Origin of the sequence: Carnobacterium pleistocenium FTR1, assembly GCF_000744285.1 — a bacterium.
Classification (GTDB): domain Bacteria; phylum Bacillota; class Bacilli; order Lactobacillales; family Carnobacteriaceae; genus Carnobacterium_B; species Carnobacterium_B pleistocenium.
Window position 1 is genome coordinate 2,604,287 of sequence record NZ_JQLQ01000002.1, and the last position, 13,214, is coordinate 2,617,500.

At 35.8% G+C, this 13,214-nt stretch carries 13 protein-coding genes, 1 tRNA gene and 1 other annotated feature (1 of these 15 cut by a window edge); of the genes, 13 read left to right on the forward strand and 1 reads right to left on the reverse strand.

The window, feature by feature from the left end; all coding sequences use genetic code 11:
* The first annotated feature begins 40 nt into the window (after positions 1–40).
* Positions 41–113 (forward strand) — tRNA-Val (locus tag BP17_RS12690).
* Positions 114–207: 94 nt separating this feature from the next.
* Here the strand turns inward: BP17_RS12690 and BP17_RS12695 are convergent.
* Positions 208–1,224 carry a PTS transporter subunit IIC gene (locus BP17_RS12695; RefSeq protein ID WP_035054896.1) on the reverse strand — a complete coding sequence of 339 codons (1,017 nt, stop codon included), beginning with the start codon at positions 1,222–1,224 and terminating at the stop codon, positions 208–210.
* Between the two features lie 516 nt (positions 1,225–1,740).
* Here BP17_RS12695 and rsmG point away from each other — a divergent pair.
* The 12 genes from rsmG to serS form a co-directional block, all read left to right on the forward strand.
* Positions 1,741–2,457, forward strand: coding sequence for a 16S rRNA (guanine(527)-N(7))-methyltransferase RsmG (gene rsmG, locus BP17_RS12700; protein WP_035054897.1), 717 nt, complete (start codon positions 1,741–1,743; stop codon positions 2,455–2,457).
* A 110-nt stretch (positions 2,458–2,567) separates the two neighbouring features.
* A complete protein-coding gene (noc, locus tag BP17_RS12705) occupies positions 2,568–3,437 on the forward strand; it encodes a nucleoid occlusion protein (protein WP_035054898.1) in 870 nt (289 codons plus the stop codon).
* A 150-nt stretch (positions 3,438–3,587) separates the two neighbouring features.
* The gene (locus BP17_RS12710; protein ID WP_035054900.1) at positions 3,588–4,349 is read left to right on the forward strand and encodes a ParA family protein; all 762 of its coding nucleotides are present in this window, start codon (positions 3,588–3,590) and stop codon (positions 4,347–4,349) included.
* Entirely contained in the window at positions 4,342–5,232 is an 891-nt protein-coding gene (locus tag BP17_RS12715) for a ParB/RepB/Spo0J family partition protein (RefSeq protein ID WP_035054902.1), read from the forward strand. Before BP17_RS12710 ends, BP17_RS12715 begins: the two co-directional genes overlap by 8 nt.
* 21 nt (positions 5,233–5,253) lie before the next feature.
* Positions 5,254–5,454, forward strand: a complete 201-nt coding sequence (locus tag BP17_RS12720; RefSeq protein ID WP_035054904.1) for a DUF951 domain-containing protein — start codon at positions 5,254–5,256, stop codon at positions 5,452–5,454.
* Between the two features lie 33 nt (positions 5,455–5,487).
* Positions 5,488–6,588 (forward strand): redox-regulated ATPase YchF, encoded by a 1,101-nt coding sequence (gene ychF, locus BP17_RS12725; protein ID WP_035054906.1) that lies wholly within the window; start codon positions 5,488–5,490, stop codon positions 6,586–6,588.
* A gap of 53 nt (positions 6,589–6,641) precedes the next feature.
* Positions 6,642–7,328, forward strand: coding sequence for a DUF1129 domain-containing protein (locus BP17_RS12730; protein WP_035054908.1), 687 nt, complete (start codon positions 6,642–6,644; stop codon positions 7,326–7,328).
* Positions 7,329–7,558: 230 nt separating this feature from the next.
* Entirely contained in the window at positions 7,559–9,040 is a 1,482-nt protein-coding gene (gene guaB / locus BP17_RS12735; protein WP_035054910.1) for an IMP dehydrogenase, read from the forward strand.
* A gap of 128 nt (positions 9,041–9,168) precedes the next feature.
* Positions 9,169–9,858 (forward strand): response regulator transcription factor, encoded by a 690-nt coding sequence (locus BP17_RS12740; RefSeq protein ID WP_035054912.1) that lies wholly within the window; start codon positions 9,169–9,171, stop codon positions 9,856–9,858.
* Positions 9,859–9,894: 36 nt separating this feature from the next.
* Positions 9,895–11,043, forward strand: coding sequence for a sensor histidine kinase (locus tag BP17_RS12745; protein WP_035054914.1), 1,149 nt, complete (start codon positions 9,895–9,897; stop codon positions 11,041–11,043).
* Positions 11,044–11,220: 177 nt separating this feature from the next.
* Positions 11,221–12,543 carry a serine hydrolase gene (locus BP17_RS12750; protein WP_035054916.1) on the forward strand — a complete coding sequence of 441 codons (1,323 nt, stop codon included), beginning with the start codon at positions 11,221–11,223 and terminating at the stop codon, positions 12,541–12,543.
* Positions 12,544–12,687: 144 nt separating this feature from the next.
* Positions 12,688–12,925, forward strand: a binding site (T-box leader).
* Between the two features lie 66 nt (positions 12,926–12,991).
* Positions 12,992–13,214, forward strand: the start of a protein-coding gene (gene serS / locus BP17_RS12760) for a serine--tRNA ligase (protein ID WP_035054920.1). The gene runs 1,061 nt beyond the window's last position; 223 of the gene's 1,284 nt are visible here — the first part of the coding sequence; the start codon lies at positions 12,992–12,994; its stop codon lies beyond the right edge, outside the window.

Sequence of the window (13,214 nt, forward strand, 5' to 3'; positions counted from 1 at the left end):
AAGTAGATTATACTAAATAGCAGTTGCACTGATATAAATAGGTTTCTTAGCTCAGTTGGGAGAGCACTACCTCGACAAGGTAGGGGTCGCTGGTTCGAGCCCAGTAGAGACCATCAAAAAAAGAGACATAAATCCGTTAAGGATCTATGTCTCTTTTTCGTTTGCATAAGAATTCAAATGATTTAAGGGCTAATAGTAACCATCAGATTATTCTACTACTAAAGCCATATCTCCTTTACGCAACCAGCTAGCTTTTTCTAATAGTTTGTTCACTATTAATGTAACGGCAATAGGGACTAGGCAAGCAGTAATGATGTAAACAACAAAAGATCCAATACCTTGAGATACAAAAATATTTAGTGGGGCAATTAATGAACAAAAGCCTATTCCGGCTATAGCGCTTGGAGCTGTAAAACCAAGTGCCACAGTTGAAATGGGGGCAGCTACTGCTGCAGCAATAGTAGGCCCAATTAAAATGCGAGGATTTTTAATAATATTTGGTAATTGAACTTTTGGAGTACAAACAAATTGTGCTAAGAAACCACCAAGATTATTTTGACGAATAGAGACAAATGAAAACGCGATATACATACTAGTTGTTCCAACTAACATAGCACCACTTGAAACAGGATCCAGATTCAGTGCAATCGCAATCGCTGCTGATGAGGCTGGAGACATCAATACAAGCCCTCCCACGACTGAGATAACAACTGCACCAATAACCGGTGAATCAGCAACTGAGGCAGAAATAAGAGCACTGACTACACTTAAGAATGGAGCAATAACAAGATTTAAGTAATAGCCTGCTATGCCACCAACTAAGATTGCTGCAATGGGGATAGCCATCATATCTAAGGGTGTTTTCCCTGAAATACGCTTACCAACAAAAATAGCAATCGTAGCTGCAATCAGGCAACCAATCGGTTCACCGGTAGCAATCGTGATCACGCCATCTGCCGTAGTTTGAATAGCTCCAGCACCAATTGTTCCAGCAGCCATAGCACTAAAAATCGTCAACGTATTTCCACCTAACATAATAGCAATACCGGCCCCAATAGCAGGAGCCATTAGCATTTTAACAGTCGTTCCGATAATAACTAAGATAGTAAGACCAGTCAGATTGCCAATTGTTTCTAATAATAAGCCAATCCCAATCGTTACAAAAATAGCATTTGCGATTCCTGATGATGCTTTGAACATTCTATCTGTTAGGTATGTTTTCATTTTTTTATCTCCTCCGTATTTTTATATATCAACCATCAATCCATGTACACCTTCAAATTCTCAAACAAAAAGAGGCAAGCCTTTGTATAAAGGCTTGCCTCATCATGCCGATGATTGAGCCCTAGGTACGCAAACTAGGACTCAACTAAATGAATAGTTCGAATCCTGGGCTAAATTAATAAATTAATAATGATTAAAGATACATTCAAATGAGAATGTGAGCTAAACGATTCGACTGTAGTTTTCATGTTGAACATCTCCTTTTCATTAACTGTTTTCTGACTATTTTCAATATTCTAACAAGCTCACAAAGCAATGTCAATGAATTTTATCATTTATTTTTAATCTATTTTATCTAAATCTCATTTAACGTTAAATATTATAAAAATTTAATCCATTTATAAAATGGAAAAAAAGCTTTAAAGCATTGCACTTCCAGTCAATTTGTTATACAGTTGAAAAAGACGGATTTGTGAAACAAAAAGTGTTTCACGTTAGTAAAAAGGAGTTGAGTTTATGAATCCAGAAGAGTTTAAAAAGGCCCTTGAAGGCAAGGGAATAAAGGTAACTGAAAAGCAAATGGAACAATTTGATCAATACCTTAAACTGTTACAAGAATGGAATGAAAAAATTAATTTAACAGCAATCACCCAGAAAGAAGAAGTATACTTAAAACATTTTTATGATTCTATTACAGCTGGTTTATACGTGGATTTTAACAAAGGGGTCCAAAGCCTATGTGATGTAGGTGCAGGTGCCGGGTTTCCAAGCATCCCCCTAAAAATTATTTTTCCGCAATTGGAAGTAACAATAGTAGATTCATTAAATAAAAGAATTCAATTTCTAACATTATTAGCACAAACGTTAGAATTAAAAGGTGTTCATTTCTATCATGATCGCGCTGAAACATTTGGTCAAAATAAAAAATTTCGTGAATCATTTGATTTTGTAACGGCTAGAGCTGTTGCTCGTATGAGTGTTTTAGCAGAATTATGTTTGCCATTAGTTAAAAAAGAGGGTCTTTTTATTGCTTTGAAAGCCAGTCATACAAAAGAAGAAATGGCTGAAGGACAACAAGCGATTGCTATGCTAGGTGGAAAATTCCGTGAAGAGTTTGTTTTTGAACTTCCTCATGAAGCTGGAGAACGACACATTGTTTTGATTGATAAAAAGAAAGAAACACCAAAGAAATTCCCGAGAAAACCAGGAACGCCAAATAAGAATCCGCTATAGTAGGAACTGCGACTTATCAAACTATTTCGATTTCGATTCAACTACTTAATGAGACTGTTTTTTGATATAATAGAACCAGAGAACTTAAGGTACTGAGGGAGAGAAAAAGAATGGCGTTGTCTGATTTATTTGGTTCAGGAAAATCTAAAAAGAAAATCGAAGATGAAGAGAATTTTCTGTTAAAGGAATTGATAAGCCCAAAACAGGTCCAACAAATTGCTGTCCAACAGATTGTCCCCAATCATTTTCAGCCGAGAAAAGTATTCAATGAAGAAAAATTGGATGAGTTAGCCCGTACAATAAATACTCACGGGTTGATCCAACCTATTATTCTTAGAAAATATGAAGAAGATAAATATGAAATTATTGCGGGGGAACGTCGCTTTCGTGCTATGCAGCTTTTGGAATGGCAAGAAGTACCAGCCATCGTTCAAGAGATGTCAGATAACGAAACGGCTTCTGTAGCGTTAATTGAAAATTTGCAAAGGGAAGAATTAACGGCTATTGAAGAAGCTGAAGCCTACAAAAGGTTAATGGTATTAAATAATTTGACGCAAGAAGCATTAGCGCAACGCATTGGAAAGAGCCAATCTTTTGTTGCAAATAAATTAAGGTTATTAAAATTAGCAGAACCTATAAAGCAGGCATTGTTGAATAAGAAAGTTACAGAAAGACATGGCCGCAGTCTGTTGGCGTTATCTTCTGAAGAACAAACTGAATTATTAACGGTGATTCTTGAAAAGAAACTAACTGTTAAAGAAACAGAGCGGTTAGTTAAGCTAAAGCAATCTCAAAAAGGTGAAAATTTGGATCAACCAAAGAATCGAATTAAAAGCGTTTCTAAAGATTTTCGCTTAGCAGTAAATACGATCCATAAATCGGTTGATTTAATTAAAGAAACTGGGATGCTTATAGAAGCAAATGAGGAAAATTTAGAAGAGGTCTATCGAATTACGATTGAGATCAAAAAAGATAAGTGAATAAAGAGCGATAAATGAAGAAATTCATTTTAAACAAATGCGTAGGAGAAAAATACGCGTAATATAATTTTTCTCCTATTTTTGTACGATGCAGTTAAATCAGTGTTAGAAAGTTACTAGCGAGTATTAAACACAGATGGAGGAAAAAGGATGGCACGAATTATATCAGTCGCAAACCAAAAAGGCGGAGTTGGTAAAACAACGACTACCGTCAACTTAGGTGCTTGCCTAGCATATTTTGGAAAGAAGATCTTATTAGTTGATATTGATGCACAAGGAAATGCTACAAGTGGTTTAGGCGTAAAAAAGTCAGATGTTGAAAAAGATATTTACGATATTTTAGTAAACGAAACGCTTGTTAAAGAGGTCGTTTTGCCTTCTTCAAGAGAAAACCTGTGGGTCGTACCCGCTACGATTCAATTGGCAGGTGCAGAAATTGAGTTAACTTCACAAATGGCTAGAGAATCTAGATTGAAACAAGCGCTAGAAAAAGTAAAAGATGACTATGATTATATTTTAATCGACTGTCCCCCATCTTTAGGTCATTTGACGATAAATGCTTTTACTGCAAGCGACTCTATTTTGATCCCTGTTCAATGTGAATATTATGCTCTAGAGGGATTGAGTCAATTGCTGAATACAGTTCGACTAGTCCAAAAACATTTTAATCCTGATTTGAAAATTGAGGGTGTTTTGTTGACGATGTTAGATGCACGTACAAATCTAGGCTATGAAGTAGTTGATGAAGTGAAAAAATACTTCCGCGAAAGAGTTTATAAAACGATTATTCCACGGAATATTCGTTTATCTGAAGCCCCAAGTCATGGACTGTCAATTATTGATTACGATGCGCGTTCTAGAGGAGCAGAAGTCTATCTTGAATTAGCAAAGGAAGTGCTAGCAAATGGTTAATAAAAATAGTAAAGGGTTAGGAAGAGGAATCGATGCTCTTTTTGGAGACTATGCTGAGCTGTCAAATATCAATGCAGATAATGAACAAGTCCAACAAATTTTGTTGACGGATATCCGACCTAATCCTTACCAACCAAGAAAAACATTTGATGAAGCAGCCCTAAATGAATTAGCAGAATCAATCAAATTATCTGGTGTATTTCAACCGATCATTCTTCGTGAGTCAAAAATCAAAGGATATGAGATCATAGCTGGGGAACGCCGATTTAGAGCTTCTAAATTAGCCGGAAAAGAAACAATACCTGCCATTATCCGCGAATTTGACGAAGAAAAGATGATGGAAGTCGCTGTGTTAGAAAATTTACAAAGAGAAGACCTAACATCACTTGAAGAAGCAGAAGCGTATGAAATGATGATGAAAAAACTGAAATTAACGCAAGAGGAAGTAGCAACACGTTTAGGTAAAAGTCGACCATATATCGCTAATTATTTGCGATTATTAGGATTGCCGGATGCTGTTAAGGAAATGCTACAAAATGAAGATATTTCAATGGGTCAAGCAAGAACACTGTTGGGATTAAAAGAAAAAAAACAAATCACAAAATTAGCTAAACGGGTAGTTCGAGATCATTTGACCGTTCGTCAATTAGAGCAATTAGTGAATAAAATGAACCAACCTAAAGAAGTAGCAGAACAACCAAACAAAAATGAAAAAAAACCTTATTATATTCGTGAGAGTGAAGAACGACTAATGGATAAATTCGGTACAAGTGTGTCTATCAACGAAAAAAATCAAAAAGGAAAAATTGAAATTGAATACCTTTCTACAGATGACTTAACACGCATTTTAGATATTCTAAATATTCAATTTGATGATGAATAAGCGCCGATAGGGAGATTAGTGATGGAAAAAAAATACGATTTAAATGACATTGTTGAAATGAAAAAACCTCATCCTTGTGGGGCAAACCGTTGGCAAATCATTAGAATGGGTATGGATATACGAATCAAATGTACGCAATGCGGCCATATGGTTATGATGCCAAGAAGAGATTTTGAAAAGAAAATGAAAAAAGTTTTAGAACCAGCCGAAAAGAACGAATAAAAAACTATTAAACAAGAAAGAGTGAATTTAACTATGGCATTAACAGCAGGAATCGTAGGTTTACCAAACGTAGGTAAATCAACTTTATTTAACGCAATTACAAAAGCAGGAGCAGAAGCTGCTAATTATCCTTTTGCAACAATTGACCCCAACGTAGGAGTTGTCGAAGTACCTGATCATCGCTTAAAGCGTCTAGAAGAATTAGTTGTACCAAAGAGAACTCTTCCAACTACATTTGAATTTACCGATATTGCTGGAATTGTAAAAGGGGCAAGTAAAGGTGAAGGGCTTGGAAATAAGTTTTTAGCTAATATTCGTCAAGTGGATGCTATTTGTCATGTTGTTCGTTGTTTTGAAGATGATAATATTATTCATGTTGAAGGTAAAGTCGATCCGATCTCAGATATTGAAACAATTAATTTAGAATTGGTACTAGCTGACTTAGAATCAGTTGAAAAACGCTATGCTCGCGTTGCAAAAGTTGCACGTACAAAAGATAAAGATGCTGTTGCTGAATTAGCCGTATTGGATATGATCAAACCGGTTTTAGAAGAGGGAAAATCAGCTCGTTCAATCAAATTCAATGAAGATGAAGAAAAAATCGTTAGAAGCTTATTTTTATTAACGGCAAAACCAGTTTTGTATGTAGCAAATGTTTCTGAAGATCAAGTAGCGGATACTGAAAACGATGATCTTGTTAATCAAGTACGAAAATTTGCAGCTGAAGAAAATGCAGAAGTAAATGTGATTTGTGCAAGGATCGAAGAAGAAATCGCCGAACTTGAAGATGAAGAAAAAGAATTATTTTTAGAAGAGTTAGGTATTCAAGAATCTGGTTTAGATCAATTGATCCGATCAGCGTATAACCTTTTAGGATTAGGGACGTACTTTACTGCGGGTGTTCAAGAAGTTCGCGCATGGACTTTTAAAAAAGGGATGAAGGCTCCTCAAGCGGCTGGAGTTATCCATAGTGATTTTGAACGAGGATTCATTCGAGCAGAAACAATCGCTTATGAAGACTTTGATAAATATGGAAGTGAACAAGCCGCAAAAGAAGCTGGTCGTATGCGTTCTGAAGGAAAAGAGTACGTTGTTAATGATGGAGACGTACTATTGTTTAGATTTAATGTATAAATAACAGTTGACTAAAAAAAGTCTAGCAAGGCCTAGAAAGGGGCAGTTGATCCGTGGAAGAAACACAAGTAAATACAACTCAAGCGAAAAAAGAAGAAAATAGTGCTTTGCTTCAAAAATTAACTAAACGAAATGAACAATACATGATGAGTTTGAATAAAGCTTTAGCTGAAAAAAATATGCCTGAAGCAAAAAAAGAGGAAATATTTAATGATATGCTCCACAATTTAGTCGAACGTCAAAAATCCGGCGAAACAGCTCGTCAATTATATGGTACAGTCACTGAATGTGCTAACCAGTTAGTTGCTAAACCTGAGCAGTCTCAAACGGGCACCTCTGAGAACTGGAAAATTGCTTTAGATGGTGGTTTGATGTTAGGTGGATTGTTCTCTCTAATAACCGGTCTTTCGAGCTTATTCAGTAATGTGGAAGGATCTTCTTCACTAGGATTGATAACTACTTTATTGAACTTCGTTATAGGAGGAGTAGTCATTCTTTTGATTGCTAAAAATATGCCGGATAGAAAACAACCTAAAAAAGGTGGAATGCTTCGCTATATCCTTGTTTCAACTTTGGGTATGTTGACGTTAATGTTTGTAATGACCGGTTCAATGATGATTATTCCAGCTACTATTAATATACCAATAAACACTATTGGTAATGTAGTAATAGGTATTTTAGCTTTTGTTGCAAAATACTTTGCAAAAAGAAAATTAAATATTCGCGGTGGACTATTCTAGATTCCAGAAAATAACTAAGCAAATAAAAAATTCCAATCAACTGAATTCGTTTAGTTGTTTGGGATTTTTCTCATTTTTTTTTCATTATAGAGCGTTTAACTACGAGCGAATGGGTAGAAAAAGACCTTTAAGGATTAATTTAAACATCTGCTCTTGACTAACCTAGTTATCTCTGTTATTTTTGTAGATAAAATTATTGAACAAAGCGAAAAAAGGAGCGGATGGTTGTAATGTCTAATTGGGAAACGAAATTTGCGAAAAAAGGGTTTACATTTGATGATGTATTGTTAGTACCTGCTGAAAGCCATGTCCTACCAAATGAAGTGGATTTAAGTATTCAACTAGCTAATAATATAAAACTAAATATTCCAATCATGAGTGCTAGCATGGATACTGTAACAGACTCAAGGATGGCTATTGCAATGGCTCGTCAGGGTGGTCTAGGAGTTATTCATAAAAATATGAGTATCCAACAACAAGCAGATGAAGTTAGACAGGTAAAACGTTCTGAGAGCGGCGTTATTCTGGATCCTTTCTTTTTAACTCCCACCCATTCAGTTTCAGAAGCAGAACATTTGATGAACCGTTACCGTATCAGTGGTGTGCCAATCGTAAACACTATGGAAGAACGTATATTAGTAGGAATCTTAACGAATCGTGACTTACGTTTTGTAGCAGATTATTCTATTCCAATCGATGAAGTGATGACAAAAGAACAGTTAGTTACTGGTCCAACAGGAACTTCTTTGAAAGAAGCAGAACATATTTTACAACAACATAAAATTGAAAAATTACCAATTGTTGATAAAAATGGTCGTTTAAGTGGCTTGATAACAATTAAAGATATTGAAAAGATACTTGAATTTCCTAACGCTGCAAAAGATTCTCATGGACGTTTATTGGTTGCAGCAGCAGTTGGTATAACGAATGACACTTTTGAAAGAACACAAGCTTTGATTGATTCAGAGGTTGATGCAATCGTAGTAGATACTGCTCATGGTCATAGTGCGGGTGTGATTCGTAAAATTAAAGAAATTCGTGAAAAATTCCCAAACATTACGCTAATCGCTGGAAATGTAGCAACAGGCGAAGGGACTCGTGCTTTATATGAAGTTGGAGTTGATGTAGTAAAAGTAGGGATTGGTCCTGGATCAATTTGTACAACACGTGTAGTAGCTGGAGTTGGGGTACCACAAATAACTGCTATTTATGATGCAGCAGAGGTAGCTCGTGAATATGGCCGTGCAATCATTGCTGATGGCGGAATTAAATATTCAGGAGATATTGTAAAAGCATTAGCAGCTGGAGGACATGCGGTTATGTTAGGCAGCATGTTAGCCGGAACAGATGAGTCTCCAGGAGAATTTGAACTTTTCCAAGGTCGTCGTTTTAAAACATACCGTGGAATGGGTAGCTTAGCTGCAATGGAGCAAGGTTCAAGCGACCGTTACTTCCAAGGTACCGTGAATGAAGCAAACAAATTAGTTCCAGAAGGTATCGAAGGACGTGTCGCCTATAAAGGAGCAGTTACAGATATCGTCTTCCAAATGCTTGGAGGATTACGCTCAGGTATGGGATATGTTGGAGCAGGAAATCTAGAACAACTGCGTGAAGATACACAATTTGTTCAAATGAGTGGAGCAGGTTTACGCGAATCCCATCCACATGATGTACAAATTACAAATGAAGCACCAAATTACTCTGTTCAATAAATAGCATAAAAAACAAGCTCAATACCGTTCATATCGAACAGTATTGAGCTTATTTTTAACAAATTCTTTAGTATTTTCTGCTATGATAAGTAAAATCGGAAAAATACGTCTAAAATGAGGGAAATCATATGAAAATTTTAGTAGTCGATGACGATAAAGAAATTGTAGAACTGTTGAGTATCTATATCCAGAATGAAGGATATGAAGTAGAAAAAGCTTACAATGGGAAAGAAGCTTTAACAAAAATTAAAACGATCAAAAATATCGATCTAATGGTATTAGATGTCATGATGCCCAACATGGATGGTAATCAAGTTGTCAAAGAAGTACGTAAAGAGCTGCAATTGCCAATTCTGATGCTCAGTGCTAAAACGACAGATATTGATAAAATTAAAGGTCTAGTAACAGGAGCGGATGATTACGTAGCTAAACCGTTTAACCCTTTAGAAGTAATGGCTCGAATCAAATCTTTATTGCGTAGAAGTAGTTATGCGACTAACTCGCAAGAATTAAATAAATTAGAGGTTGGTCCATTATTGATTGAAAAAGAATCGCATGAAGTTCGAACGATCAATGGAGAATTTATCCAACTGACAGCCTTAGAATTTGGTATTTTATACTTATTAGCTAGTAACCCAAATCGTGTTTTTAGTGCAGATGAAATATTTGAACGTGTATGGCAACAGGAAAGTCTTGTATCCGCTAAAACTGTGATGGTTCATGTCAGCCACTTAAGAGATAAAATTGAAGAAGCGACTGGCGGGGAAAAAGTAATTCAAACCGTTTGGGGAGTGGGATATAAAATCGGGGAACGGTAAAATCTTCTAAGTCCATTGAAGATTGAAGAGTAGGAGTTGACTAGTTATTTGAAACTGACAAGAAAAGAAAAAAGTAAATTGATCGTTGAAGGGTTTATTACTATTGGATTAATTTTGATTTTGTACTATGCTGCTTTTGTTATTCTCAATCGTATGCTTGTTGATTTTCCGGGAATCATCCGAGGGTTTTGGTTCTTTGGCGATGCTATTATTAGCATTCGAGGCAATCAGATTATTTCACTCACGCCATTTTTTATTATTGTTTTAACCATTGTGGCAATTGCGACCATTCATTGGCGCTTAAAAAGACGGTATAAGTTGATGCAATTAAATCACATTATTAGTGAGTTGCATTATATCGCAGAAGGTCATTATGAACACCGAATCACAACAGACTTTGGTGGAGATATGGAAAAAGTAGTAGAAAGCATTCATGTTTTAGTAGATAGTACAGTGCGAGCAATGGAGGAAGAACGTCGAATCGAACAATCTAAAGACGAGTTGATTACAAATGTAAGCCACGACATACGAACACCGTTGACTTCTATTATCGGTTACTTAGGATTGATTGAAGAAAGACGTTACCAGAATGAAGAAGAATTATTGAAATACACTCATACGGCCTACACAAAAGCGAAACAGATGAAGGTTCTTGTAGAAGATTTATTTGAATACACAAAAGTCCGTCAAACGACTACACCTTTGAATTTATCTGAGTTTGACATGGTGCAATTACTAGAGCAGCTAGCAGCAGACTTTGAATTGGAAGCTGGAAAAAGACACATGGAGATTGAAGTGGTCACTTCTTATGAAGCTGTTCAAATGGAAGCTGATACTGAAAAATTGGTTCGTGTATTCAATAATCTAATTTCAAATGCTTTGAAGTATGGAAAAAATGGTAAAAAAATAGTTATCGAAGTTCAAAAAGCTGGAAAAGAAGTTATTATTTCAGTTAATAATGATGGACTACCAATTCCACAAGAATCATTGAATCAATTATTTGATCGTTTCTATCGCGTAGAGGAATCTCGGTCGCAAGAAACAGGAGGTACAGGTTTGGGATTAGCAATTGCCCAAAGCATCGTAGCCTTACATGGCGGATATATCTATGCTTCTTCGGATGCTCATCTAACTCGTTTTGTGATGCATCTACCATTGAAGCAGTTAGCTGAAAAAGAACAATAAAGGTGCTTTCAAACGAAATTGATATAAAACAACCGTCTTATATTAAATTTAACTAAAAGAAGGTTGTTTTTTTTGCTGTAGTTCGCTAACATAGAAAAAGTGTGCAGTATTTTACTGCGAAATAATTTATTAAATAATAAAACTGAAAATCAAACGAACTGAGGAGACAATAAAAACATGAATAAATTCAAAAAAATTAGTACACTTTTTGTCACAACGCTATTATTAGGAACTTTTTCTCCATTAGGTGCTACTAGCACAACTGTATCAGCAGCAACAATTGAGCAACCTGAAATAGAAGGAGCCGCTGCTTTTATTATTGAACCAACGACGGGGAAAGTCTTATTGAATCAAAATGGTGACGAGAAGTTAGGCATTGCATCAATGACTAAGATGGTTACGGAATATCTATTATTAGAGACTATTAAAAATGGCGATTTAGCTTGGGATGATCAAGTGGAAATCAGTGAGTACGCTCATAACATCAGCCAAAATTACGAATTGTCAAACGTTCCTTTGCGAGTAGACGAAACTTATTCAGTAGAAGAACTTTACCAAGCAATGGCTATTTATTCAGCAAATGGTGCTACTATTGCACTTGCTGAACACATCGCAGGAGATGAAAAAAGTTTTGTCGACATGATGCATGAAAAAGTTGAATCATGGGGCGTCACTAACTATGAATTGTACAACACCACAGGCTTATCTAATGCCGATCTACAAGGCAACATTTACCCAGGTAGCACAGAAACTAGTGAAAACGCAATGACGGCTAGAGAAATGGCGATTGTAGCTCAACGGTTGATCACTGATTTCCCTGAAGTATTAGAAACATCTAGTATTAGTGAAAAAACCTTTAGAGAAGGTACTGATGATCAAATTAAAATGCAAAACTTTAATTGGATGTTACCAGGATTGATTTATGAACGAGAAAATGTTGATGGACTAAAAACAGGAACAACTGATTTTGCTGGAGCTTCAATGACGGGTACAGCCAAAGAAGATGACATGCGCATTATTACAATTGTAATGAATGCAACTAACGGGCAACAAGATTTAGGTAAACGATTTGTTGAGACAGATAAAATGATGGATTGGGCATTTGAAAATTGGGACATGGTTCCTGCATTTGAAGAAAACCAACTAATTGAAAATATAGATCCCGTAGTTGTAGACGAGGGTAAAAAAGATGCTATTGAATTAGCTGTGAAATCGGACGTTTCGCTTTTAGTTCCTAAAAATACAGATATGGAAAATATTTCAGTAACGGTTCAATTGCAAGAAGATTTATTAAATGAATCTGATCATTTAACGGCTCCTATTGAAAAAGGAGCCGACGTAGGAACAGCTCAAGTTATCAGTGAAGGTGACGAATTAGGTTATGTAAATGGAGATAAAGGTGAAGAAATTAGCGTTGTTGCAGCTTCAACCATTGAAAAAGCTAATGTGTTTGTGCTAGCAGGTCGCTGGGTGAAGGCCTTTATAAGTGACTTGTTCTAAATAAGCAAATAAAACTACGATATAGAAGAAAGTTTACGCTAGTTCATTAACTACTATTTATGGAAAAGGCTGGGAAATCTCCCTAGCCTTTTTTTGTTGACTTAAGGAAACAGATTAGGTAAAATATAAACAATTGAATGAACAAAAACGTTAGTAATGCGAAACAGTAAATTGTATTGAATACATAAAGAGAGTCAGTGGTTGGTGAAAACTGATGGTTTAATCTTTTGAATCCATCGCATGAAGTAAACAATGAACTCAATTTTATTGATAAAATTGTTTCGGATCCAGACCGTTATCTGATTGTAAAGTGTAGGAGATTCATAGGCAATCTTCTAAATTTGGGTGGTACCGCGAACGTTGAGGCCATTTCGTCCCATAAACAAGGGGTCGGAATGGCTTTTTTTGTACAATTTATTAGGAATAACCATAAGAAAGGAAGATTGAAATGATAGATATCAAGCGTTTAAGAACAGATTTTGATGCTACTGCAAAACAGTTAGAAATACGTGGGGTTAAAAGTGAGTTGTTAGAAGATTTTATTACATTTGATGGAGAAAGACGTTCTTTAATAGTAAGAACTGAAGAATTGAAAAGTTACCGTAACGAAGTATCTGGCGCTATAGCAACATTAAAGCGCAGTAAAGAAAATGCAGATGAAAAGATAAAAG

Excerpts from the sequence above, each read along its gene's own strand:
- guaB (WP_035054910.1), top strand. The coding sequence starts at position 7,559 with ATGTCTAATTGGGAAACGAAATTTGCGAAAAAAGGGTTTACATTTGAT.
- noc (WP_035054898.1), top strand. The coding sequence starts at position 2,568 with ATGGCGTTGTCTGATTTATTTGGTTCAGGAAAATCTAAAAAGAAAATC.
- BP17_RS12695 (WP_035054896.1), bottom strand. The coding sequence starts at position 1,224 with ATGAAAACATACCTAACAGATAGAATGTTCAAAGCATCATCAGGAATC.
- rsmG (WP_035054897.1), top strand. The coding sequence starts at position 1,741 with ATGAATCCAGAAGAGTTTAAAAAGGCCCTTGAAGGCAAGGGAATAAAG.
- BP17_RS12710 (WP_035054900.1), top strand. The coding sequence starts at position 3,588 with ATGGCACGAATTATATCAGTCGCAAACCAAAAAGGCGGAGTTGGTAAA.
- BP17_RS12720 (WP_035054904.1), top strand. The coding sequence starts at position 5,254 with ATGGAAAAAAAATACGATTTAAATGACATTGTTGAAATGAAAAAACCT.
- BP17_RS12715 (WP_035054902.1), top strand. The coding sequence starts at position 4,342 with ATGGTTAATAAAAATAGTAAAGGGTTAGGAAGAGGAATCGATGCTCTT.
- BP17_RS12750 (WP_035054916.1), top strand. The coding sequence starts at position 11,221 with ATGAATAAATTCAAAAAAATTAGTACACTTTTTGTCACAACGCTATTA.
- BP17_RS12740 (WP_035054912.1), top strand. The coding sequence starts at position 9,169 with ATGAAAATTTTAGTAGTCGATGACGATAAAGAAATTGTAGAACTGTTG.
- ychF (WP_035054906.1), top strand. The coding sequence starts at position 5,488 with ATGGCATTAACAGCAGGAATCGTAGGTTTACCAAACGTAGGTAAATCA.